General features: G+C 71.1%; 20 protein-coding genes. 6 read left to right on the forward strand and 14 right to left on the reverse strand.

Annotated elements, in window-relative coordinates; translation table 11 throughout:
• Positions 1-49 precede the first annotated feature (49 nt).
• From WFK95_RS17225 to lspA, 9 genes are all read right to left on the reverse strand, one after another.
• Positions 50-1,879, reverse strand: a complete 1,830-nt coding sequence (locus WFK95_RS17225; protein ID WP_336671356.1) for an ABC transporter ATP-binding protein — start codon at positions 1,877-1,879, stop codon at positions 50-52.
• Positions 1,876-3,609: an ABC transporter ATP-binding protein gene (locus WFK95_RS17230; protein WP_336671357.1), complete on the reverse strand. Its 1,734-nt coding sequence runs from the start codon at positions 3,607-3,609 to the stop codon at positions 1,876-1,878. The genes WFK95_RS17225 and WFK95_RS17230 overlap by 4 nt, the downstream gene beginning before the upstream one ends.
• Positions 3,606-4,244, reverse strand: coding sequence for a TetR/AcrR family transcriptional regulator (locus WFK95_RS17235; protein ID WP_336671358.1), 639 nt, complete (start codon positions 4,242-4,244; stop codon positions 3,606-3,608). Before WFK95_RS17235 ends, WFK95_RS17230 begins: the two co-directional genes overlap by 4 nt.
• A gap of 86 nt (positions 4,245-4,330) precedes the next feature.
• Positions 4,331-5,698, reverse strand: a complete 1,368-nt coding sequence (locus tag WFK95_RS17240; RefSeq protein ID WP_336671359.1) for a DUF1731 domain-containing protein — start codon at positions 5,696-5,698, stop codon at positions 4,331-4,333.
• 192 nt (positions 5,699-5,890) lie between these two features.
• Positions 5,891-6,790, reverse strand: coding sequence for an ABC transporter substrate-binding protein (locus tag WFK95_RS17245; RefSeq protein WP_224646612.1), 900 nt, complete (start codon positions 6,788-6,790; stop codon positions 5,891-5,893).
• A 62-nt stretch (positions 6,791-6,852) separates the two neighbouring features.
• The gene (locus tag WFK95_RS17250) at positions 6,853-7,389 is read right to left on the reverse strand and encodes a hypothetical protein (protein ID WP_336671360.1); all 537 of its coding nucleotides are present in this window, start codon (positions 7,387-7,389) and stop codon (positions 6,853-6,855) included.
• 78 nt (positions 7,390-7,467) lie between these two features.
• Positions 7,468-8,121 carry a hypothetical protein gene (locus tag WFK95_RS17255; RefSeq protein ID WP_336671361.1) on the reverse strand — a complete coding sequence of 218 codons (654 nt, stop codon included), beginning with the start codon at positions 8,119-8,121 and terminating at the stop codon, positions 7,468-7,470.
• Positions 8,118-9,044 (reverse strand): RluA family pseudouridine synthase, encoded by a 927-nt coding sequence (locus tag WFK95_RS17260; protein WP_336671362.1) that lies wholly within the window; start codon positions 9,042-9,044, stop codon positions 8,118-8,120. Before WFK95_RS17260 ends, WFK95_RS17255 begins: the two co-directional genes overlap by 4 nt.
• Complete coding sequence (gene lspA / locus WFK95_RS17265; protein ID WP_336671363.1) at positions 9,037-9,624, reverse strand: signal peptidase II; 588 nt, start codon at positions 9,622-9,624, stop codon at positions 9,037-9,039. The genes WFK95_RS17260 and lspA overlap by 8 nt, the downstream gene beginning before the upstream one ends.
• A 27-nt stretch (positions 9,625-9,651) precedes the next feature.
• Here lspA and WFK95_RS17270 point away from each other — a divergent pair, with 27 nt between their 5' ends.
• On the forward strand, positions 9,652-10,635 hold the full coding sequence (locus WFK95_RS17270; RefSeq protein ID WP_336671364.1) for a hypothetical protein: 984 nt from the start codon (positions 9,652-9,654) through the stop codon (positions 10,633-10,635).
• 14 nt (positions 10,636-10,649) lie between these two features.
• Here WFK95_RS17270 and WFK95_RS17275 read toward each other — a convergent pair whose 3' ends face one another.
• Complete coding sequence (locus WFK95_RS17275) at positions 10,650-11,147, reverse strand: hypothetical protein (protein ID WP_224646620.1); 498 nt, start codon at positions 11,145-11,147, stop codon at positions 10,650-10,652.
• 103 nt (positions 11,148-11,250) lie between these two features.
• Between WFK95_RS17275 and WFK95_RS17280 the strand changes: the two genes are divergently transcribed.
• From WFK95_RS17280 to WFK95_RS17290, 3 genes are read left to right on the forward strand one after another with little or no spacing between them, the layout of a single operon-like run.
• Positions 11,251-12,195 (forward strand): asparaginase, encoded by a 945-nt coding sequence (locus WFK95_RS17280; protein WP_224646621.1) that lies wholly within the window; start codon positions 11,251-11,253, stop codon positions 12,193-12,195.
• Between the two features lie 25 nt (positions 12,196-12,220).
• On the forward strand, positions 12,221-13,582 hold the full coding sequence (locus tag WFK95_RS17285) for a TrkH family potassium uptake protein (RefSeq protein WP_224646622.1): 1,362 nt from the start codon (positions 12,221-12,223) through the stop codon (positions 13,580-13,582).
• 19 nt (positions 13,583-13,601) lie between these two features.
• On the forward strand, positions 13,602-14,249 hold the full coding sequence (locus WFK95_RS17290; RefSeq protein ID WP_224646623.1) for a potassium channel family protein: 648 nt from the start codon (positions 13,602-13,604) through the stop codon (positions 14,247-14,249).
• 7 nt (positions 14,250-14,256) lie between these two features.
• On the opposite strand, the gene WFK95_RS17295 is transcribed toward WFK95_RS17290, so the two are convergent.
• The gene (locus WFK95_RS17295) at positions 14,257-15,405 is read right to left on the reverse strand and encodes a CaiB/BaiF CoA transferase family protein (protein ID WP_224646624.1); all 1,149 of its coding nucleotides are present in this window, start codon (positions 15,403-15,405) and stop codon (positions 14,257-14,259) included.
• 95 nt (positions 15,406-15,500) lie between these two features.
• On the opposite strand from WFK95_RS17295, the gene WFK95_RS17300 reads away from it, so the two are divergent.
• On the forward strand, positions 15,501-15,896 hold the full coding sequence (locus WFK95_RS17300) for an SRPBCC family protein (RefSeq protein WP_224646626.1): 396 nt from the start codon (positions 15,501-15,503) through the stop codon (positions 15,894-15,896).
• 88 nt (positions 15,897-15,984) lie between these two features.
• Positions 15,985-17,601, forward strand: a complete 1,617-nt coding sequence (locus tag WFK95_RS17305; RefSeq protein ID WP_224646628.1) for an HNH endonuclease signature motif containing protein — start codon at positions 15,985-15,987, stop codon at positions 17,599-17,601.
• Between the two features lie 94 nt (positions 17,602-17,695).
• Here the strand turns inward: WFK95_RS17305 and WFK95_RS17310 are convergent, their stop codons facing one another.
• The 3 genes from WFK95_RS17310 to WFK95_RS17320 form a co-directional block, all read right to left on the reverse strand.
• On the reverse strand, positions 17,696-19,129 hold the full coding sequence (locus WFK95_RS17310; protein WP_224646629.1) for a DNA polymerase IV: 1,434 nt from the start codon (positions 19,127-19,129) through the stop codon (positions 17,696-17,698).
• On the reverse strand, positions 19,098-22,205 hold the full coding sequence (gene ileS, locus WFK95_RS17315; protein WP_336671559.1) for an isoleucine--tRNA ligase: 3,108 nt from the start codon (positions 22,203-22,205) through the stop codon (positions 19,098-19,100). The genes WFK95_RS17310 and ileS overlap by 32 nt, the downstream gene beginning before the upstream one ends.
• Positions 22,206-22,481: 276 nt before the next feature.
• The gene (locus tag WFK95_RS17320; protein WP_336671365.1) at positions 22,482-23,084 is read right to left on the reverse strand and encodes a hypothetical protein; all 603 of its coding nucleotides are present in this window, start codon (positions 23,082-23,084) and stop codon (positions 22,482-22,484) included.
• Between the last annotated feature and the right edge of the window lie 18 nt (positions 23,085-23,102).

Consider the following 23,102-nt stretch of genomic DNA (forward strand, 5'->3'; position numbering starts at 1 on the left):
CCGGCCGCGCACCGTCGCCCCGGTGGCGAGCCGTTCGCGGACTCGCGCGTCAGATCTCGACGCCCTCGAACTGGGCCCGGTACAGGTCGGCGTAGTGGCCGCCGGCCGCGAGCAGCTCGTCGTGCGAGCCCTGCTCGACGATCCGCCCGTGGTCCATCACGACGATGACGTCGGCGTCACGGATGGTCGACAGGCGGTGCGCGATGACGAAGCTGGTCCGGTCGGCCCGCAGCGCGTGCATGGCCCGCTGCAGCAGCACCTCGGTGCGGGTGTCCACCGAGCTGGTCGCCTCGTCGAGGATGAGGATGGCCGGCTCGGCGAGGAAGGCCCGCGCGATGGTGATCAGCTGCCGCTCACCCGCGGAGACGCTGCCGGACTCGTCGTCGAGCACGGTGTCGTAGCCGTCGGGCAGCGAGTGCGCGAAGCGGTCGACGAAGGTGGCGCGCGCGGCGGCGTAGACCTCCTCGTCGGTCGCGTCGAGGCGGCCGTACCGGATGTTCTCCCGGATCGTGCCCTCGAACAGCCAGGTGTCCTGCAGCACCATGCCCATCCGTCGCCGCAGGTCCGCGCGCTCGACCTCGGCGATGTCGACCCCGTCGATGGTGATCCGGCCGCCGCTGAGCTCGTAGAACCGCATGATCAGGTTGACCAGGGTGGTCTTGCCCGCGCCGGTGTGGCCCACGATCGCGACGGTGCGGCCCGGCTCGGCGACCAGGTTCAGCCCCTCGATCAGCGGTTCGTCGGGCTTGTAGCCGAAGGAGACGTCCTCGAAGGCGACACGGCCACGCGTGGGCACGGGCAGCGCGCCGGCGAGCTCGGCGGTCTGCTCATCGGCGTCGAGGATCGCGAAGACCCGCTCGGCGGAGGCGACGCCCGACTGCAGCATGTTCACCATCGAGGCCATCTGCGTGACGGGCTGGGTGAACTGCCGCGAGTACTGGATGAAGGCGATCACGTCGCCCAGGCTCATGCCGCCGGCGGCCACCCGCAGCCCGCCCACGACGCACACGGCGACGTACTGCAGGTTGCCGACGAACATGCTGATCGGCATCACGAGGCCGGAGAGGAACTGCGCCTTGTAGCTCGCGTTCATGAGCGCGTCGTTCTCCTGCGCGAAGCGCTCCTGCAGCGCGTCGCCGCGGCCGTAGACGGTGACCAGGTCGTGGCCGGTGAAGGCCTCCTCGACCTGCGCGTTGAGCGAGCCCGTCGACTTCCATTGCGCGACGAAGTGCTTCTGGCTGCGCTTCATGATCTGTCCCGCGAAGATCACGATGAGCGGGATCACGACGACCGCGACAGCGGTCAGGAGCGGCGACACGACGAGCATCATGATCAGCACCCCGACCACCGTGAACGCCGAGACGATGAGCTGGCTCAGCGCCTGCGTCAGCGACTGGCCCAGGTTGTCGATGTCGTTGGTCACGCGGGAGAGCAACTCGCCGCGGGGCTGCTTGTCGAAGTAGCTCAACGGCAGTCGGTTCAGCTTCTCCTCGACCTCGCGCCGCAGCGAGTACATGACCCGCTGCACCGCGCCGTTGAGCAGGAAGCCCTGCGCGTACTGCAGCAGCGCGCTCGCCACGAACAACCCGATCACCCACGCGAGGATGGTGCCGACGTGCTGGAAGTCGATGCCCGGCCCGTGCTGCAGCTGCGAGCGGAAGCCTTCGTAGATCGCGTCGACCGCGCTGCCGATCACCTTCGGGGCGATCACCGCGGCGGTGACCGAGCCGACCGACAGCAGCACCGCCGCCGTCATCGCCGAGCGCTGCTCCCGCAGCCGGCCCAGCAGTCGTTTCAGCGAGGGCCAGAAGGTCATCGGCTTCTGTGCGGGCGAGCCCGCCGTCGCGGCGGCGGACGCCCGTGCTCCCGGTCCGGTCATGCTGCACTCCCCGCCGTCGCCTGGCTGCCGGCGATCTCCTGGTAGGTGGGACACGTCTCGAGGAGTTCGGCGTGGGTGCCGTGGCCGACCACCTCGCCGTCCTCGAGAACGATGATCTGATCGGCGCCCGCGATCGTCGAGATGCGCTGGCCGACGATGAAGACGGTGGCGTCCCGCGTGTACGGCCGCAGGGCCGCACGCAGTTTCGCGTCGGTCGCGAGGTCGAGCGCGGAGAAGCTGTCGTCGAAGAGGTAGACCGCGGGCTTGGCGACGAGGGCTCGGGCGATGGCGAGTCGCTGCCGCTGCCCGCCGGAGACGTTGGTGCCGCCCTGGGCGATCGGCGCGTCCAGGCCGCCGATTTCGGCGACGAAGTCGTCGGCCTGCGCGATCCGCAACGCCTCCGCGAGCTCGTCATCGGTGGCGTCCGGGTTGCCGAAGCGCAGGTTGCTCGCGACGGTGCCGCTGAACAGGTAGCCGCGCTGCGGCACCAGCCCGACGTGCCCCCACAGGGCGTCGGCGCGGAGATCGCGGACGTCGACGCCGTCGTAACGCACCGCCCCCGCGGTGGCGTCGAAGAGGCGCGCCAGCAGGTTGATCAGCGTCGACTTCCCCGAACCGGTGGACCCGATGATCGCGACCGTCTCGCCCGGGCGGGCCGACAGGTTCACGTTCTGCAGCACCGGTTTCGCGGCGCCGGGGTAGCACATCGTGACGTCGTCGAGCTCGACGGTGCCGGTGATCGCGGGGAGCGGGTTCGGGCTCTCCGGCGGCCCGACGGTGGAGGTCGTGTCGAGCACGTCCGTGATGCGCTCGGCCGCGACGGAGGCGCGCGGCACCATCATCACCATGAAGGTCGCCATCATCACCGACATGAGGATCTGCATCATGTACTGCATGTAGGCGGTGACGGAGCCGATCTGGGCGGAGCCGTCGGCGATGAGGTGCGCCCCGAACCACCAGACCGCAACCGTGGAGAGGTTGAGCACCAGCATCACCCACGGGAACATGACCGCCATCAGCCGCATCACGCGGACGGAGGCGTCGGTGAGGACGGTGTTGGCACCGTCGAACCGCTCGCGCTCGACGGGCTCGCGGACGAAGGCCCGGATCACCCGGACGCCCGTGAGCTGTTCGCGGAGTACCTGATTGACCGAGTCGAGCCGGGTCTGCACCACGCGGAAGCCGGGAATCATCTTGGCGATCACCACGCCGAGGACCGCGCCGAGAACGGGCACGGCGACCACCATGAGCCAGGCGAGTCCGGGTTCCTCGCGCAGCGCCATGAAGACGCCGCCGACGGCCATGAACGGGGCCTGGATCATCATCGACAGCGTCATCAGCACGAGGAGCTGCACCTGCTGCACGTCGTTGGTGGTGCGGGTGATGAGCGAGGCGGCGCCGAAGCCGGAGACCTCGCGGCCGGAGAAGGTGCGGACGCGGCCGAACAGGGACCGCCGGGTGTCGCGGCCGAAGGCCATGGCGCTGCGGGCCGCGAAGTACGTCGCGCCGCCGGCGGCGATCACCTGGAACAGCGTGATCACCAGCATGATTCCGCCCATGCGCCAGATGTAGCCGGTGTCGCCCGGGGTGACGCCGAGGTCGATGATCTTGGCGTTGATGCTGGGCAGCACCAGGTTCGCGACGACGCTGACGAGTTGGAAGGCGGCCACGGCGAGCAGCCACGGCCGGTAGGGCCGCAGGTGCTCGGCGATGAGTCTGAGAAGGGTCACTGGGGGCTGTTCCTTCCCGCGGAGGGAGTGGTGGGCTGGGCTGAGATGCCGTCGAGCAGGACGTCGACGATGCGTTGCGGCGACAGGACGTGCCCGTCGCTGATGTGGGGGTGGCTGCCGGAGAAGGTGAGCAGGCGCAGGAGGTGAATGGCCTCCTCCGGAGGGACGGATAGCTGGTCGGCGTCGTCGCCGATGACGCCGTGGAGCCGGGCCATCACCGCCGGGCCGCCGTCCTTCGCCCGACGGTGCGCGTCCCGGTCGCGGGTGTGGGGCGGGGCGACGAGGCCGAGTGCGTCCATGAGGCCGAAGATCCGCTGGAACCGGGCCTGGACGAGCTCGGTGAACCGGTAGAGCCGTTCCCGCAGCGGCAGCGTGGGGTCGATGCCGTCGATCTGCGCGAGCAACTCGTCGGGGTCGAAGGATTCGATCATCACCGCGTCGAGCAGGGCCTCCTTGGAGTCGAAGACGCGGAAGATGGTGCCCTCGGCGACGCCCGCGGCGGCGGCGATCTGCTTGGTCGTGGGCACGGCGCCGTGCTCGAGCAGGGCGTCCCGCGTGGCCGCGATCAGCGCCGCGCGCCGCTCGTCGGGCGGCAGGTGCGGCGCGCGGGTTCGGGTTTCGTTAGCCGCGGGCACGACTTCGAGACTACAGAAGTGAGCGCCCACTCACAATTGATTTTCCGTTCGCCCCGGGCGAATCGGTCGATTGCGGACGCACCCCGTCAGTCGAGGAGATCGGCCAGAGCCCCGTCGAGATCCGGGTACGCGAACGCGAAGCCCGCGGCCGGCAGCACCGTCGACGTGGCGTGCCGCCCCGTGAGGCCGAGGGCCGGATCGCTGCGCATCGCGATCGCGCCGAGCGCCAGGACCGGCGCGGGTGTCGGCGGCGCGGGCGGCCGGTGCAGGTGCCGGCGCAGCGCACCCATCAGGTCGGCGTTGCGCACGGGGTGCGGCGCGGCCGCGACCACTACCCCGTCGGGCAGGGCGACGCCCGGCTCGATCCCCAGTCCCGCCCGAACGATCGCCAGCCAGTCGTCCCGGTGGATCCAGCTGAACCACTGCCGGCCGTCGCCGAGGCGGCCGCCCAGGAAGGCCCTGGTGACGCCGACCATCTTCGCCAGCGCGGGCGAGTCGGTGTCGAGCACGATGGAGGTGCGCAGCACGGTCAGGTGGTCGGTTTCGGCGTCGGCGGCGGACTCCTCCCACGGACGGGCGACGCCCGTCATCTGGGGGAGCCCCGGGTCGGGCAACGGAGTGTCCTCGGTGCACCACCGCTCCCCGGCATCGCTCCAGATGGCCGTCGTGCTCGCCTGCACCCAGCGGCGGACGCCCTTACCGCGGGCCGCCGCGACGAGCGCGCGGGTCGCGTCCACTCTGCTCGCGGTGAGCGCGGCGACGTTCGCCGCGGTGGGCCGGCAGTCGACCAGTTTCCCGGCCAGGTTGATCACCGCGGTGTTCGGCGCGTCGAGCACCGCCTCCCACGCGCCGACGGTGCGCCCGTCCCACGCGACCTGCGGGTACGGCAGGTCGTCGCGGATCGAGCGGGTGAGGATCGTGACGTCGTGCCCGCGGCGGACGAGGTCGGCCGCCACCCGGCGGCCCAGCGCCCCGGTGCCGCCCGCGATGACGACGTGGAGCGGTTCCGCGGCGCGGGGCGGGCCCGCGAGCATCGTCAGCCGCGCGAGACTCATGTCGGCGTCGGCGGCGAACCGCTGGGCGACGAGACGGTCGAAGAACGGCCCGGACGGGCCGTCGGAGGTCACGGTCTGCTCGACGACGGTGCCGCCGTCTGTGGGCCGCAGAGTCCACCGGACCGTCGTGGTGCCGGCCGGCTCGTCCTGCGCGATGACGAGCCCGCGGTCGGGCGCGAACTCGGTGACGACGGCGGGCGCCGCGAACCGGCGGTGAATCCACGCCGCGCGCAGCTCCGGCACCCAATCCAGGCGGGCGCCGAGGGCGACCGGGTCCCGCAGCGCTGCCGAGGTGACGAAGGGCTGCCACTGCGGCAGGCGTTCCAGGTCGACGAGGACGTCCCACAACGAACGCGCCGGAAGGGCGATGAATCCGCTGCTGCGATGCACGGTTGCCATGCCTCCGACGCTAGTTCGCGATGGCGCGGATTCACTGTGTGATCGCGGAGAGCTTTCTCACATCGTGAGATGAATCTCGTGCGCCTCGCCGGCCGTCAGCGTCACCAGCAGTGCCACCTCCACGAAAACCCGCCCCCGCGATGTCATCTCACCACGGTACCGATCCAGCGAGCAGAGAAGCGGCCAGCGTCGTCAGCGCTGTTCGCGCAGGATCTTCTCGATGTCGTCGAGGACCATGCCGCCACCCTTGGGCCCGACGCCGGAGACCCAGTACGCGGTGTCCACGACGGACACGCGCGGGAACCAGGCGCGGTTGTCGCGGATCTCCGCGGGGATCGTGGACGCATCCCCCGGCTTCTGCGACGGCACGAAGACGTAATCGGCCTGCGCGGTCGACAGGTTCTCGAGGGAGATGTCGGCCTGGATCCCGTCCGCCCAGTCGCGCGGGGGAATCGTGAAGCCCACGCACTGCAGGGCGCTGCCGGCGAAGGACGTGGGGCCGTACAGGCTCAGCTGGGAGCTGCGCGGCCGGATGAACTGCGCCGTCTTCCCGTCGAGCGAGAACTCCGCCTTGATCGCGGCGCACCGCCCGTTGTAGTCGGCGAGCAGCTTATCGACGTCGGCGCTGCGATTCAGCGCGTCGCCGATCACGCGCGCGTTGTCCTGCCAGGGATCCGCCTGGGTCTTGATGTACACCGTCGGAGCGACCTTGCTGAGCCGGTCGTACAGCGCCGCGTGGCGCGCCTCCGTTCCGAGGATGAGATCGGGCTTGAGGGCGGCGATCTTCTCGACGTCCGGATCAGGCACGGTGCCCACGGCCTCGACGCCGCTGACGCCGAGGTAGGCCGGCATCGTCGTCACGTTGCTGGCGACCGCCGCGCCGACCGGCGTGATCCCGAGCGCGACCGCCGTGTCCAGCTCCAGTGGCTCCAGGGTCACGATCCGCTGCGGATGCTGCGCGACCTGGGTCGTACCCCGCGCGTGGGTCACGGTACGGGTATCCGACGGAGCACCGTCGCCCCCGCCACCGCCGGAGCACGCGGCGACCGCCAGCGCCGTACCCACCAGAACCATCGCCCATTGCCTCTTCATGGACTTAGGTTAGCCTGATCTATATTGCAAACCTCCGGGTCCCACGTGAGACACCTGTCGAGTCAGGTGTACACCACGCTGAGGATCACCCGACTAACCCCAGCACCGCCGGCCTGGACGGCGGCATCCACGAACGGGTCGGTCGGCCTCGCGGACACGGCGACGACAGTGCGACACCTGTCGAGGCGGCCCTGTTCGACCGCCTGCGTCACGAGGAACTGCCAGCTACTTCCGCCTCGTTCGAACCGGGATCCCGGCGCCGCGTCGAGAAGGCGTACAGAGCCTGGCACCTCACTGAACCCGACCGGCTGCGCAAGGTCGCGACAGTCCGGGGCGAGCTCGCGGACACTACGTTCGCCGAGTTGCGCGAAGAAGTCGTCGAGACCACCGGAGGGGGCGTCGAAGACGGCGTGCATCGACGAATCCCGCGACGCGTACTCCTGCGCCGTCACGACGGCGATCCCCTCCGGCAGCACGGCTCCCGTCCAGTTCTTCACAACCGTCCGCACACCGTCGGCGTCGAGGTCGCGCGTCGTGTCACCGAAAGTCACGCACGAGGCGACCACGCAGACGAAGGTCGCCAACACCGCCATGGCCACGACGACGGAGACCAGGCATCCCGACTGCCGCGCCCGCGACGAATTCATATCAACACGATACAGATCCAGAACAGCAATCTATCGCGGCGGCACCGGACGGTCATCGGGGCCGGGGACGACGGTCACCGCCGACGACGGGAGCAGGGCGGAGACGCCGAACCGGGCACCGTCGCGCGGGAGGACCTGGACGGACCGCACCCCGGGCCGGCCGGACACCGCGCGGAGCGCGTCGCCCGTGCCCCACACCACCACGCCGACCACCGCGGGCCGGCCGGCACGGAGCCGGGACGCCGTGACCCGCGCGACGGCGTCGCCCCGCTCGCCGGGGGCGACGAGCCCCGGCATCGCCAGGGCGGCCAGCTCGTTCACGGCCCGCACGCCTTCGATGCTCTGGCCGGGCGCCACCGTCGCCGTCGGGGTCTGGACCCCTGGAATGCGCACCCGGACCAGTACGCGGCCGACGCGATCCAGGCCCGCGGCACGGGTCCACACCTCGTCGGGCGTCCACTCGGTCGTCGGGGAGATCAGCGCCCACCGCCGCTCCCCCGCGGGCGCCGCCGCCAGGGAGGCACGAGCCTCGCCGAGGTACTCGACGACGGCCTGGCCGGACTGCGGGCCGAGCCGGTCACCGTCGGACCGTACGACCCGCACCGGCGTCGCCGAGCCGAGCCAGAAGGCCAGGCCGAGGGCGACGGCGAGCAACGCCGCCCAGCCGGCGAGCGTCCGGCTCACGCGTCCCGCAGGACGTCCAGGGCGTGCTGCAGATCGTCGGGGTAGGGCGAGGTGAACTCGACGTACTCGCCCTGCGAGGGATGCGTGAAGCCGAGCGTGCGGGCGTGCAGCCACTGCCGGTCCAGGCCCAGCTTCTTCGCGAGCACCGGATCGGAGCCGTAGGTCTGATCGCCGCAGCACGGGTGGTGCAGGGCCGCGAAGTGCACGCGGATCTGGTGCGTGCGACCGGTCTCGAGGTGCACGTCCAGCAGCGTCGCCGCCTGGAAGGCCTCGATCGTGTCGTAGTGCGTGATCGAGGGCTTGCCGTCCTTGGTGACCGCGAACTTCCAGTCGGAGCTGCGGTGCCGGCCGATCGGCGCGTCGATGGTGCCGGACATCGGGTCGGGGTGGCCCTGCACCAGCGCGTGGTACCGCTTGTCGACGGTGCGCTGCTTGAACGCCCGCTTGAGCACGGTGTAGGCGTGCTCGGACACGGCGACGACCATGACGCCGGAGGTCCCCACGTCGAGGCGATGCACGATGCCCTGCCGCTCGGGCGCGCCCGAGGTGGAGATCCGGAAGCCGGCGGCGGCGAGGCCGCCGATCACCGTCGGACCGGTCCAGCCGACGGAGGCGTGCGCGGCGACCCCCACGGGCTTGTCGACGACCACGATGTCGGCGTCGGAGTAGAGGATGTTCATCCCCGGCACGGGCTCGGCGACGATCTCCAGCGGCCGCGCGGGCTCGGGCAGCGTCACGTCGAGAAGGGCCCCGGCGTGCAGCTTGTCGGACTTGCCGACCGCGACCCCGTCGAGCGTGACCGAGCCCTCGGCCGCCAACTCGGAGACGACGGTCCGCGAGAGCCCCAGCAGGCGGGCGACGCCCGCGTCGACCCGCAGGCCGTCGAGCCCGTCGGGGACGGGCATGGTGCGCGACTCACGCATCGGTCGCCTCCGATCCGGTCGTACGGGTCTGTTCGGCCGTCGCCTTCTCCGGTGTACGCGTGCGCTTCTCGCCGAAGCCCTCGTAGGGGTCGCGCCCGAACAGGGTGAGCGCGACGAGCAGCACCGCCGCGACGCTGATCGCGCAGTCCGCGGTGTTGAACACGGGGAACCAGTCGCCGACGGAGAAGAAGTCGATCACATGGCCCCGGAAGACGCCGGGAGCCCGGAAGATCCGGTCGGCGAGGTTGCCCAGCGCGCCGCCGAGCACCAGGCCGAGCCCGAGCGCCCAGGGCAGCGACGTGAGCTTGGAGCCCATCCGCACGATCCACACGACGACGCCCACCGCGATCAGCGTGAGCACCCAGGTGTACCCGGTGGCCATCGAGAAGGCCGCGCCCGGATTCTTCACGAAGAGCAGACTGAACGGGCCCAGCACGTGGATCTTCTCGCCGTAATCCATGTGCCGGACCACCGTGGTCTTCGCGGCCAGGTCGATGAGGAAGACCGCGACCGCGACCACCGCCAGGAGGATGCGCGGGTTCCGATACCAGCTCGGCCGTGCGGTTGCGGGGGAATCCATGACTCCATCATCCACTACGGTGGCGGTGTGCATGGCAAGCGGTTGCGGCTGGTCCCGGTGGTGGCGACGTCGACGGTGGTGCTCGTCACCGCCCTCGCGGGGTGCGGGGACGGCGGTTCCACCGGCGCCGGCGCCTCCTCGTCGGCGGCACCCGCCCGGCAGTCGGTGGCGGCCCCGGCCGCGACGGCCGGCTGCGCCGCGACCCCGCCCACGCTCCCCAGCCACGCGGTCACCGTCGACGTGCCGCAGGCGAAGGTGGTGCTCGACTCCCCCGGCACCGGTGCGCCGCGCGCGCTGACGGTGCGGCCGACCGCGGTCGCGGAGTACGCGCTGTTCACCAACTCGCTGCAGGTCTCCCAGGTCGGGACCGAGCCGCCGTCGGGCGGCAACCGCGACGTCACGCTGCCGCTGGTCGCGCAGCCGACGTGCGCCGATCCGCTCGACGTCTACCTCTTCTTCGCCGCACCCCGCTCCACCGACGCCGCCATCACGCAGGCCCTCGAGGTCGAGGCCGGGTCCGTCGCCCGGGTGAAGCTCGCCCCGAGCGGCGAGGTGCGCTCGTTCACTCTCGCGGCGCCGCCCGGCCTCTCCGCCGAGGCGCAGTCGACTTTCGAGCAGGCCCTGCTGCAGACCTTCCTGCGGCTCGTCCCCTTGCCCGCCGAGCCGGTCGCCCCGGGCGCGACGTGGACGGTCACCCGGTCCATCCGCGCCGACAGCACGCTCACCCAGACCATGCAGGTGACGCTCGGCGGCACCGTCGAGCGGCCCGAGCTGAAGGCGAAGGTCGACGAGTCGCCCGACGACTCCGTCTTCCGGGTGCCCGGCAGCGGCACCACCCTGACGATCGAGAGCTACACCTCCGAGGGCAACGGCACCATCGAGATCGACCCGGCGCGGGCCTTCGGCCAGGGCGGCGTGCAGTTGGAGGGCGGCCGCACGCTGCTCGGCGACGATCCGGCGAAGAAGCTCACGCAGAAGACGGGCAGCGTCTACCGGTTCGGGCCGAAGTAGCCCGGATCCCGCGGTCAGTGGCAGGAGGGCGAGTCGCGCCCGACCTGGACGATCATCTGGCAGGCGTAGGAGCGCTGCAGCTTCCACCGGCCCTCGTCGAAGGCGAGGGACGCGTAGGCGAGCTGGTTCGTGCCGCCCATGAGCACCGAGAACTGCGCCTTCGCCAGGCCCGGCTGCTCCAGCACCGGTCGGCCGATGTGCCAGCTGACCTGAGGATTGTCGCTGCGCAGCTTGACCAGCTCGTCGAACAGCGGGGCGTCGGCGGGGGTGGCGCCCTGCACCAGCTGCACCTTCTCCTCGAGCGGGACCTTCGGATCGACGGCCCGGGAGAGCATCTCCTCGAGCTGCTGCGTCGACGGCGCGCGGTCCGGCGTGCTCGACGGGGCCTCCGTCACCTGGGCGGAGACGGCCGAGGGGGTGCTCGACCGCGATTCGGTGCTCTCCCCGCTGCAGGCACCGCAGGCCAGGCCCACGAGTACCGCGACGGGGGCCATGAAGACCCGTCCGCGCATCGAGAAGTTCACCTCCGTCCGGCCGCTGCTTCGCCGCCTCCACTATGCCAAACGCGGCGCGGTGCGCCACCGCAGCCCGCGTCCGGCATGCGATGCTGCTCGCATGCCTGAAGTGATCGTGCTCGCCACGGGCGGCACCATCGCCAGCCGTTACGACGACGCCGGCGCCGCGGTCCCCGCCGACGCGGGCGCGGCGCTGGTCGCGACCGCCGGGGCCGTACCCGGCGTCGACGTGACGGTCCGCGACGTGACCTCGGCGGACTCGTCCGCGCTGACGCTCGACCAGCTGGACGAGATCCGCGCCGCGGTCACGGACGCCCTCGGCGACCCGGGCGTGGCGGGCGTCGTGGTGACGCACGGCACGGACACCATGGAGGAGACCTCACTGCTGGTCGATCTCACGCATGCGGACCCGCGGCCCGTCGTCTTCACCGGCGCGCAGCACCCCGCCGACTCCCCCGCCGCCGACGGTCCCGCGAACCTCGCGGAGGCGATCGCCGTCGCCGCCGACCCCGCCTACCGCGGACTCGGGGTGCTGCTCTCCTTCGCCGGGCAGGTCCAGACGGTGCGTGGCCTCGCTAAGGTCTCCACGGTCGCGCCGCAGCCCTTCGCCGGCGGCCTCCCCGTGGCCGAGCTCGCCGGCACCGCGCCGCACCGGCTGCTGACCAAGCCCGCGCCGGTCGCGGGGGTCCGGGTGGACGTCGTGGCGTCGTATCCGGGGGCCGACGGTGCGCTCGTCGACGCGGCCGTCGAAGCCGGGGCGCGCGGGATCGTGCTGGCGGGCACCGGAAGCGGGAACACGACGGTGGCGCTGGCGGACGCGGTGCGGCGCGCCCTGGACGCGGGTGTCGTCGTGGTCGTCTCCACGCGGATCGCGTCCGGACCCGTCGACGCGGCGTACGGCGGGGGCGGCGGCGCGGCCGATCTCGTCGCCGCCGGGGCGCTGCTGTCGCGGCGCCTGCGGCCCGGCCAGGCGCGGATCGTGCTGCTGGCGCTACTGGCGGCCGGCGTGGGCCCGCGGTGGATCGGGGCGTATCTGGGGCGGTAGCCCGGGGGCGCGGTAGGTTCGGCTCATGGCCCGCGGAATGGCCGGCCCCACCCAGCCGGCACGCCTGATCGTCCTCGGTTTCGGCCTGACGACGGTGCTCGGCACCATCCTGCTCTCCCTGCCGATCGCGTCGACCGACGGCCGGCGGACCGGCCTGAGTACGGCCCTGTTCACCGCCACGTCGGCGGTGTGCGTCAACGGCCTCGCGGTGGTCGACACCGAATCGCACTGGTCCACCTTCGGCGAGGTGGTGATCATGGTGCTGGTGCAGGTGGGCGGCCTCGGGATCATCTCGCTGGCGTCGCTGCTGGGGCTGCTCGTGGCGCGGCACATCGGGCTACGGCTGCAGATCGTGGCGCAGGCGGAGAACAAGAGCCTGCAGCTCGGCGAGAGCAAACGGGTGGTGCTCGGTGTGGTCCGGATGAGCCTCGCAGTGGAGGCGGTGACGGCGCTGTTCCTGTTCGCGCGGTTCGCGACCGCCTACGACCACTCCCTCGGGCGGGCGGCGTACCTCGCCGTGTTCCACGCCGTCACCGCCTACAACAACGCGGGCATCGCGCTGTGGGGCGACAGCCTCACGCGGTTCGCCACCGACCCGATGATCATCGTGCCGATCATGGTCGCGATCGTGATCGGCGGACTCGGCTTCCCGGTGATCTACGAGGTCACGCGGGCGGTGCGGCGCAGCGTGGGTCGCGAGACCGCGCTCACCCGATGGTCGCTGCACACCAAGCTGACACTGGTCACCTACTTCGCGCTCACGGTGGTGGGCGTCGCGATGATCACCGCGTTCGAGTGGACGAACCCGGCCACGCTGGGGCCGCGGGACGTCGCCGGCAAGATCCTCACCGGCACGTTCGCGGGCGTCTCGCCGCGGACCGCCGGTTTCAACTCGATCGACGTGGGAGCGATGCACCCGACGTCGCTGCTGACGACCGACGTCCTGATGTTCATCGGCGGCGGCAGCGGCGGTGTGGCGGGCGGGATCAAGGTGACGACGTTCGCGATCCTGGCGTTCGTGATCTGGGCCGAGATCCGGGGCGAGCCCACCGTGCACGCGTTCGGCCGGCGCATCGGCGCGGACGTGCAGCGCCAGGCGATCACGGTGGCCCTGATGAGCGTGGGCGCGGTGATGACGGGCACGCTGATCATGCTGCAGATGACGCGGTTCGACCTCGACGTGGTGCTGTTCGAGGTGGTGTCGGCGTTCTCGACGGTGGGCCTGAGCACCGGAATCACCGACGAGCTGCCCCTCGGCGGGCGGATACTGCTGGTGGTGCTGATGTTCGCGGGCCGACTCGGTCCCGTGACCGTGGCGTCCGCGCTCGCCCTGCGTGAGCGCGAACGCCGTTACGAATTGCCGGAGGAGCGTCCGATCGTTGGCTAAGTCACTCAAACGCAGCGGAATGCGCATCGTCGTGATCGGGCTGGGGCGGTTCGGGACGTCCCTGGCGAACGAGCTCATCCTGCAGGGCGCGGAAGTACTCGGGCTGGACGCCGATCCGCGCCGGGTCCAGCGCATCTCCGACGACCTGACGTACGCCGCCGTCGCCGACTCCACCGACGAGGAGGCGCTGAAGCAGTTGGGAGTCCCCGACTTCGAGCACGCGGTGGTCGCCATCGGGTCGGATCTCGAAGCCGGGATCCTCACGACCTCGCTGCTCGCCGAGTTCCGGATCCCCAACATCTGGGCGAAAGCCACGAGCCATCAGCACCGCAGGATCCTCGAGCGGGTCGGCGCACACCACGTGGTGCTCCCCGAGCACGAGATGGGCGAGCGGGTGGCGCATTTGGTGACGGGCGGGAAGATGCTCGACTACGTGGAGTTCGAGCAGGACTACGCGATGGTCAAGGCGCACGCGCCGCGCAGCATCGTCGGGAAGGCGCTCAAGGATTCCGGCGTGCGGTACAAGTACGGGATCACCGTGGTCGCGATCAAGCACCCCGGCGAGGATTTCACGCACGCCGACTACGACACGATCGTCCAGGACGGCGACGTGTTGATCGTGGCGGGCCGGAACGAGGCCGTCGAGGCGTTCGCGGACGTGAACTGACGGCGTTTCAGTCGCACTGCTTCGGAGAGTTCAGTGCGGCGCGGACTGCGTCGGTGTGCTCGCCCAGGGCCGGCGGTCGGCGGTAGTCGGCGACGGGGGTGCGCGAGAAGGCGATCGGGTTGCGCACCTGGTCCATCGCACCGTCGCCGACGGTGACCCGCGGGCGCAGCCCGAGGCGGTCGGCGAGCGCGAATCCCGAGGCGACGTCGCCGACGGTGCCGGCCGGGACCCCGGCATCGGTCAGTCTGCGGGCCCACTCCTCGGCGTCCTGCGCCGCGAGGCGGTCCTCGAGCAGCGCGACCATCTCGGCGCGGTGCCGCACGCGGTCGGGATTGGTCGCGAACCGCGGATCGTCCGCCAGTTCCGCGGCGCCGACGGTGCCCGCGAGCCGGGCGAACTGACCGTCGTTGCCGCACGCCACGGCGATGATGCCGTCGCGGCATCGGAGGGTCTCGTAGGGCGAGATCGACGGGTGGGTGTTGCCCATCCGTGCCGGGGCGGTGTCCGTCGCGAGGAAGTTCGCGCCCTGGTTGGCGAGCGAACCGAGAAGGGACGAGAGCAGATTCACCTCGACGCGCTGCCCCAGGCCCGAGCGCTCCCGCTCGTAGAGGGCGGCGAGGATCCCGGCGACGGCGTCCTTGGCGGTGACGACGTCGACGAGGGCGACGCCCACCTTCATCGGATCGCCGTCCGGCTCGCCCGTGATGCTCATCAGCCCGCCGACGGCCTGGACGAGGAAGTCGTAGCCCGGCAGGGCGGCGCCCTCGCCGGAGCCGAAACCGGTGACGGAGCAGTAGATCAGGCGCGGGTTGGCCGCGGCCAACTCCTCGTAGCCGAAGCCCTTCTTCTCGAGCGCCCCGCTGCGGAAGTTCTCGACGAGAACGTCGGCGCGGAGCGCCAGTTCGCGGGCGGCGGCGCGGTCCTCGGGATCGTCGAGGTCGAGCTCGACGCTGCGCTTGGAGCGGTTCGCCGACTCGAAGTAGGCGCTGGTCCGCTCGGTCCAGGGCGGTCCCCAGGCCCGGGTGTCGTCGCCGGTGCCGGGACGTTCTAGCTTGATCACGTCGGCGCCGAGGTCCGCGAGCATCACCGTCGCAAGGGGACCCGCCAGCACGCGACTGAAGTCCGCGACCACGATTCCGTCGAGTATCGATGTCATCGTCTCTCCCTGCCTGACCGGTATCCGTTCGCGCCGAGCCGCACGTCGCCCTCGCACCCTAGCCGCGTCCCGTCGAACCTCGGTAGCGTGGCGGAATGACCGAGGAGTCCCGCCACATCAGCGTCGTGATCCCCCGTCCGGCGGAGGAGGTGTACGCCTTCGCGCGCGATCCGCAGAACCTCGTCCGCTGGGCGGCCGGCCTCGCGACCGGCGTGCGGTTCGACGGTGACGACCTGCTGACGGACTCGCCGATGGGCGAGGTGCGGGTGCGGTTCGCGCCGGACAATCCGTTCGGCGTCCTCGACCACGACGTGACTCTGCCCGACGGCACCGTCGTGAACAATCCCCTGCGCGTGCTGACGCACCCGGACGGCGCGGAGGTGCTGTTCACGGTGCGGCGGCTGGGCGCGAGCGACGCCGACTTCGCCCGGGACTGCGCGACGGTGCTCGCCGACCTGGAGCGCCTGCGCTCGGTGATGCTCGCGCCCTGACGACCCACCGCGTCATCGAACTTTTTATCGATGAATGTTGCAGTCCCATCGAACGCCGAGGTAGAATCGAGGTATTCAAGGGGGCCAGATGGAGACTTCTACCTGCACAGCAGCGGAGTATCTCGATGCGCTCGCCTGCTTCGAACAGGCGGCCGAGCGGCTCGCGCAGGCCGACCCCGTCATGCTCGACTCACAGGACGTTCTCGCCTCGCTGGAGCGGCTGGAGACAGCGGTTCGGATGGTGCCCTTCGGCCAGCACCTCCTCACTCAGGTCGCGGTGGAACAGGGTCTGCCGGGGCAACTGGGGTACACCGGCATGAAGGAGCTGCTGGTGCAGCGGCTCCGTCTCGCGGGCGGCGAGGCGCGGGATCGGATCCACGGCGCGCGGGACCGCGCTCCCCAGCACGGGCACGGCGTGTGCCCCGAGCCCCGGTACCCGCTCGTAGCCGAGGCGCAGCAGGAGGGGGCGATCTCGGACCGGCATGCCCTCGCCATCGAGCGGGTCTTCGCGAGCTGTCGCAAGACGATCCGCCCCGACCAGGCCGCGATCCTCGAGGACGTGCTCGTCACCGCCGCCGCGGACGTCACGCCGGAGGACCTCGCCGTCATCGGCGCCCGCGCGCTCGCACACCTCGATCCCGATGGGGCGGAGCCCGATTCCGATGTCGTCGATCGCGCCCGCGGGCTCACCGTGGGCAAGCAGGACGAGGATCTGATGACGGCGCTCGACGGTGACCTCTCCCCCGAGGGCCGCGCGCTACTGGACACGATCCTGGAGAAGCTCGCGCGGCCCGGCGTGAACAACCCCGCAGACGCAGACGATCCCGTGGACCTGGCGGATCAGGACGCGGTGCGGGCGGCCGCCGAGCGCGACCGGCGCACCACGCCGCAACGCAACCACGACGCGCTGGTGACCGCGCTGGGGCTCGCCATCGCGTCGGGCGGGCTCGGGCAGCACCGAGGAGTGCCCTGCGTCCCGATCATCACGCTCGGCATCGATCAGCTCGAGTCGGAGACCGGCATCGCGACCACCGCCACCGGTGGCCGGCTCCCGGTCGCCGACGCGCTACGCATGATGGGCGCCAATCCGAAGTACGTCCTCGTGTTGGACCTCGCCTCTCGGCCGCTGTTCCTGGGGCGGGAGAAGCGCCTCGCGTCCGCGGATCAGCGGATCGCGCTGTACGGCTCCGAGAAGGGCTGCACCGCACCCGGATGCGACGCGCCCGCCACCCGCTGCCAGGTCCACCACATCACCGAGTGGGCCCACGGCGGCGCCACCGACGTCACCGCGCTCACGCTCGCGTGCGACGCCCACCACGGCAAGGTCGTCCCCGACCTCACGGAGAACCCGCGCGGATGGGACACGATCACAGTCCGCAGCGGCGAGTACGCGGGCCGCACCGGCTGGCGACGCACCGCGGATCCGTCGCACGAGCACCGGGTGAACCACAAGCATCACGCCGACGAGCTCTACCGACACGCACTCGAACGGTGGCGCGCCCGCTGCGCGGAGCTTCGGAACCTGTGGCGCAGCGAGGAACTGCGTGTCCAGCACAGCAAGTGCGTCGGCACGATCCACGACGACATCGGCGCGATCCTCGATGGACCCCACGGCCCGCCCATCCTCGAAGCCCTCCTTGCCGAACATGACGCTGACGAGCCGTGGAACTGCCAGATGCCCGCCGACCTGCGCGCCGCCGCCTGACGGCGAGCATCCAGCCATGACCGCGGACACGTCACCGGGGAGCGTCGAGCTGAGACAGGAATGCGCGCCGGATTCGCCGCGTACGGCGAGTAGCTCAGTCCTCGTCGTCCTCGTCGGTGCGCAGGTGCTCGGCGGGCCAGTCGAGGGAGTCCAGCGGGTCGGCCTCGCGGAGGTCGGGGTCGTCGGCCTTGAAGCTGCGCATGCGGCCGGCGCCCGAGGTCCGGGTCTCGAAGCGCACCGACAGCACGCCGTGGCCGGCGCCCTGCACCCAGCCGTGCCCGAACTCGGGGTGACGCACGTCCATGCCGGGGCGCCACCCCACCACAGGTACCTGGACCTCGGCCGGGTCCACACCGCCGTCGTCGTCTGCGACCTCGTCGGCTTCCCCGGAGATGTCGTCGCTCTTGTCGCTTTCCTCGCCGAACAGCGTGAACTGCTCGACGCTGCTGAGGCCTGTGAAGCCGACCCCGACGAGCCGCAGGCCGCCGACCTCCATGGGGTCGAGCGCGAGGCGCTGCGCGGTCGCGGTGAGCACGGCACCGTCGGTGGTGGCGGACGGCAGCGTCGCGGACCGGGTGAGCAGGGACATGTCCGACCGCTTGAGCTTGAGCACGACGGTGCGCGCCCCGCGCCCGTCCCGTCGCAGCCGCCGCAGCGCGTGCTCGGCGCTCCGGTCGATCTCCCGCCGCAGGGCGTTCATGGTCGTCACGTCGGTCTCGAGGGTGTGCTCCGCGCTGATCGACTTCGCCTCGCCGTTCACCGCGACCGGCCGGTCGTCCTCGCCGCGGGCCAGCCGGTGCAGCGCCGGCCCCAGCGTGACGCCGAGCACCGACACCACCTCGACCTCGCTCATCGCCGCGAACTGGCCGATGGTGTCGATCCCCAAGCGGGACAGCCGCTCCCCCGCCACCGGGCCGATCCCCCAGAGCTTGCGCACCGGCAGCGGGTACAGCATCGATTCCTGCGCGGCGGGCGGGATGACGGACACCCCGTCGGGCTTGGCGAGCCCGGAGGCGATCTTGGCGGCCTGCTTCCCCGCCCCCGCGCCGACGGAGGCGACGAGCCCCGTCGCGCCGCGGATCCGGGCGCGGAGCTCCTCGGCGAACGCCGTCACCTCGTCGGTGGAGGCCCCGGCGAGCTCGACCGGCTCGCCGAAGGCCTCGTCGAAGGACAGGGTCTCGACCACGGGGATGAGCTCCCGCACGGTCGCGAAGACCCGCCGGCTGACGGTGCCGTACAGGGCGCCGCGCGGCGGCAGCACCACCGCGCCCGCGCCGACGAGCCGCCGTGCCTGGTGCATCGGCATGGCGGAGCGCGCGCCGAAGACGCGCGCCTCGTACGAGCACCCGGCCACAACGCCGCGGCCGCCGAGCCCGCCCACCAGCACGGGACGCCCGCGCAGGGTGGGCCGGGTCAGCTGCTCGCAGGACGCGAAGAAGGCGTCCATGTCGAAGTGGAGCACCCAGCGGGCGCTCCTGTCCGACCGCGCCCCGGGATCAGGCCTTGGTGAGTCGGCCTCGGACACCATCGCCCAGATCCACCCCGTCGGGCACGGCCGCGAACTCCAGCGACGTGGCCAGCACCTCGCCCGCGATGAGGTCCCGGTGCGCCTCCGCGGCCGCCTGGTGCTCGGCCGGCACGTCGAGCACCAGGGAGATCCGGTCGCTCACGTCGAGGCCGGCGGACCGTCGCGCCTCCTGCAGCTCACGGATCCGATCCTTGGCCCAGCCCTCGGCCTCGAGCTCGGCGTCGACCGTGAGGTCGAGCACGACGAGCCCGGCACCGTCGGGCAGCTCCGCGGTGGAGTCGGGCGCGGCGGCGACCAGCTTGCGCGTGTACTCGCCGTCCTGCAGGGCGATGCCCGCGGCGGTCACGACCCCGTCGGCGACGGTGTAGTCGCCGGACTTCACGGCCTTGATCACCGTCTGCACGTCCTTGCCCAGGCGCGGGCCCGCGGCGCGCGCGTTCACGGCGATCTCGACCCGGCCGTACTGATCGGCGTCGGGCGAGACCTGCACGTCGCGGACGTTCACCTCGTCGGCGATGATCGACGCGAAGGGCGCGAGCTTCTCCGCGCCGGGCCCGGCGACGGTGAGCGTGTGCAGCGGCAGCCGCACACGCAGCTTGTTCGCCTTGCGCACCGACGACGCCACCGAGCAGACGTCGCGGACCTCGTCCATCGCCGCGACCAACTCCGGATCCGCCGGCAGATCCGTCTCCGAAGGCCAATCGGTCAGGTGCACCGACTCGCCGCCCGTGAGGCCGCGCCACATGGCCTCGGTGGCCATGGGGAGCAGCGGCGCCGCGAGCCGGCAGACGGTCTCCAGCACGGTGTACAGCGTGTCGAAGGCGCCGGAGTCAGCGCCGTCCCAGAACCGCGCGCGCGAGCGGCGCACGTACCAGTTCGTCAGCGCGTCGACGAAGAGACGCAGCTCCTCGCAGGCGTCGGCGATGTTGCAGGTGTCGAGCGCCTCGGTCATCGCGTCGCGGGTCTGCGCCAGCTTCGCGAGGATGTACCGGTCCAGCACGTCCTCGGAATCGGTGCGCCACACGGCCGGCTTCTCCGCGTACAGCTGCAGGAACGAGTAGGCGTTCCACAGCGGCAGCAGCGTCTGCCGCACGCCGTCGCGGATGCCCTGCTCGGTGACCACGAGGTTGCCGCCGCGCAGGATGGGCGAGGCCATGAGGAACCAGCGCATGGCGTCGGAGCCGTCGCGGTTGAAGACCTCGTTGACGTCCGGGTAGTTCCGCTTCGACTTCGACATCTTCAGCCCGTCGTGGCCGAGGACGATGCCGTGCGCCGCGACCGTACGGAAGGCGGCGCTGTCGAACAGCGCCGTCGCCAGCACGTGCAGGTTGTAGAACCAGCCCTTGGTCTGGCCGTTGTACTCGACGATGAAGTCGCCCGGGAAGTGCGTGTCGAACCAGTCGCGGTTCTCGAACGGGTAGTGCACCTGCGCGAAGGGCATCGAGCCCGACTCGAACCAGCAGTCCAGCACCTCGGGAACGCGATGCATCGTCGACTTCCCGGTCGGGTCATCGGGATTCGGCCGGGTCAGCTCGTCGATGTACGGACGGTGCAGGTTCGTCGGGCGCACGCCGAAGTCGCGCTCCAGCTCGTCCAGCGAGCCGTAGACGTCGACGCGCGGGTACGCGGGATCGTCGGACACCCACACCGGGATGGGGGCGCCCCAGTAGCGGTTGCGGCTGATGTTCCAGTCGCGCGCGCCCTCGACCCACTTGCCGAACTGGCCGTCGCGGATGTGCGCGGGGTTCCAGGTGATGTCCTGGTTCAACTCCAGCATGCGCGGGATGATCTTGGTGACCTCGACGAACCAGGACGGCACGGCCATGTAGATCAGCGGCTGACCGGAGCGCCAGGAGTGCGGGTAGCTGTGCTCGATGGTCTCGTGCCGCAGCAGCCGGCCCTTGGCCTTGAGATCCTTGGCGATGACCGGGTTCGCGTCGAAGACCTGCAGGCCCTCGTACGGCGGCACGGCGGAGGTGAACTTCCCGCCCGGATCCAGCGGCTGCACGACCTCGATGCCGTACTTGCCGGTGGCCAGGTCCATGTCCTCCTCACCGAAGGCCGGCGCGAGGTGCACCACGCCGGTACCGGAATCGGTGGTCACGTAGTCGGCGAGCAGCGTCACGTGCGCCTTGGGATGCCCGGCGAAGAAGTCGAAGGGCGGCTCGTAGGCGGCGAACTCGAGCTCGCGCCCCTTGTACGTCCCCTTGACCTCCGGCGACTCCCCCAGCTCGCGGGCGTACTGGCCCAGCCGCGCCTCGGCCAGCAGGTAGTCCTTGCCGTCCGCGCCCGCCACGTGCACGTAGTCCAGGTCCGGGTGCACGGCGATCGCGAGGTTCGACGGCAGCGTCCAGGGCGTGGTGGTCCAGATCAGCGCCTCGACACCGTCGAGCGCCTCCAGCGGGGTGCCCTTGGTGCGCAACGGCATCCCGACGGTGACCGCCGGGTCCTGCCGCATCTTGTAGGCGTCGTCGAGCTTGCTCTCCTGGTTCGACAGCGGCGTCTGCTCGTACCAGGAGTACGGCAGCACGCGGTAGCCCTGGTAGATCAGGCCCTTCTCGTGGAGGGTCTTGAACGCCCACATGACGGACTCCATGAAGTCCAGGTCGAGCGTCTTGTAGTCGTTGTCGAAGTCCACCCAGCGGGCCTGGCGGGTGACGTACTGGCGCCACTCCTCGGTGTACCGCAGCACCGAGGTGCGGCAGTAGTCGTTGAACTTCTCCACGCCCATGGTCTCGATCTCGGACTTGTCCTTGATCCCCAGCTGGCGCTCGGCCTCGAGCTCGGCGGGCAGGCCGTGGGTGTCCCAGCCGAAGCGGCGGTCGACCTTCTTGCCGCGCATCGTCTGGTAGCGCGGGACGAGGTCCTTGACGTAGCCGGTCAGCAGGTGGCCGTAGTGCGGCAGGCCGTTGGCGAAGGGCGGACCGTCGTAGAAGACGAACTCGTCGGCCTCGGCACGGTTCGCGATGGACCGGCGGAAGGTGTCGTTCTCGGCCCAGTAGGCCAGAACGCGCTCCTCGAGGTCGGGGAACGACGGTGCGCCCGTCCTGGCGGGGCCGTCGTCGTCGCGGGTCATGTCGACCAGCGGATAGGGGCGCTTCTCACTCACGGGTACTCCTCGTGCCGTCGACAACCAGCACGGGGACGATGCCCGGCCTGTAGCCGAACTCCGCGGTACCACCCCGCTTGCGCCTCCCCGGTGCTTCCGGGGCGACGCCACTTGAACCGGGCTGTGACGGGCCCACCCGTCCGGTTCTACTGGGACCCGCGGGCGGGACCGTTCTTCCGGATGCTCCCCGGTGATGGCCGGATCAACGCAGTGCTGTCACCAAGGATAGCGCTCAGTGCAACGTCATTTCTTGCCGGGATCTTCCGACTCCGGCTCCTGGGGCGGAGTCCACTCCGTGCCCCACGCCTGATCAATCCGGATCTGCGGGATCTGATCGGTCATGTCCGGGTCGTACTTCCCGGGAGCGAACAGGCCGCGCGTGGCGTCGTCGTCCGTGTCGGCCGGCGACTCGTGCTCCCACCCCGTCGGACCGCCGAGCGGTCCCATCGCGAACTGGGTGGTCGGGTTCGCATCGTCGTCGTGGTGACCGAATTCCTCGTGCCCGACGGTGCCCGCCTCGCGCGTCGCGTCGTCGACGGCCGCGGGCGTCTCCGCCTCGGTGTCGTCCTCCGACGACGTGGCAGCGGCGCGCGCGGGGCTGTTCGACGGTGCCCCGTCCTCGTCGTCCGCGTCGTCGTCCCGGTCTCCCGGGCTCCACTGCGCGGAGGCACGATCCGCCTTGTCCCGATCGCCGCGGCGGTAGGTGAGGACGTCGCCGAGCAGCAGGCCGACGCCGATCACGGACACCACCACGCAGGCGATCGCGAGCCAGAGATTGGACGTGACCAGGGCGACGATCAGCAGGATGAACCCGATGACCGTCGCCCCCAGTGCGGCTAGCAGCATGAGAACTCCGCCCTAGTA

Origin of the sequence: Tsukamurella sp. USMM236 (assembly GCF_037148755.1) — a bacterium.
In the GTDB taxonomy this organism is placed as follows: Bacteria; Actinomycetota; Actinomycetes; order Mycobacteriales; family Mycobacteriaceae; genus Tsukamurella.

Coding starts and splice junctions, on each gene's coding strand:
- WFK95_RS17225 (WP_336671356.1), bottom strand. CDS start 1,879: ATGACCGGACCGGGAGCACGGGCGTCCGCCGCCGCGACGGCGGGCTCG.
- WFK95_RS17240 (WP_336671359.1), bottom strand. CDS start 5,698: ATGGCAACCGTGCATCGCAGCAGCGGATTCATCGCCCTTCCGGCGCGT.
- WFK95_RS17245 (WP_224646612.1), bottom strand. CDS start 6,790: ATGAAGAGGCAATGGGCGATGGTTCTGGTGGGTACGGCGCTGGCGGTC.
- WFK95_RS17260 (WP_336671362.1), bottom strand. CDS start 9,044: ATGCGTGAGTCGCGCACCATGCCCGTCCCCGACGGGCTCGACGGCCTG.
- lspA (WP_336671363.1), bottom strand. CDS start 9,624: ATGGATTCCCCCGCAACCGCACGGCCGAGCTGGTATCGGAACCCGCGC.
- WFK95_RS17275 (WP_224646620.1), bottom strand. CDS start 11,147: ATGCGCGGACGGGTCTTCATGGCCCCCGTCGCGGTACTCGTGGGCCTG.
- WFK95_RS17280 (WP_224646621.1), top strand. CDS start 11,251: ATGCCTGAAGTGATCGTGCTCGCCACGGGCGGCACCATCGCCAGCCGT.
- WFK95_RS17285 (WP_224646622.1), top strand. CDS start 12,221: ATGGCCCGCGGAATGGCCGGCCCCACCCAGCCGGCACGCCTGATCGTC.
- WFK95_RS17290 (WP_224646623.1), top strand. CDS start 13,602: ATGCGCATCGTCGTGATCGGGCTGGGGCGGTTCGGGACGTCCCTGGCG.
- WFK95_RS17295 (WP_224646624.1), bottom strand. CDS start 15,405: ATGACATCGATACTCGACGGAATCGTGGTCGCGGACTTCAGTCGCGTG.
- WFK95_RS17300 (WP_224646626.1), top strand. CDS start 15,501: ATGACCGAGGAGTCCCGCCACATCAGCGTCGTGATCCCCCGTCCGGCG.
- WFK95_RS17305 (WP_224646628.1), top strand. CDS start 15,985: ATGGAGACTTCTACCTGCACAGCAGCGGAGTATCTCGATGCGCTCGCC.
- WFK95_RS17310 (WP_224646629.1), bottom strand. CDS start 19,129: ATGGTGTCCGAGGCCGACTCACCAAGGCCTGATCCCGGGGCGCGGTCG.
- ileS (WP_336671559.1), bottom strand. CDS start 22,205: ATGACCCGCGACGACGACGGCCCCGCCAGGACGGGCGCACCGTCGTTC.
- WFK95_RS17320 (WP_336671365.1), bottom strand. CDS start 23,084: ATGCTGCTAGCCGCACTGGGGGCGACGGTCATCGGGTTCATCCTGCTG.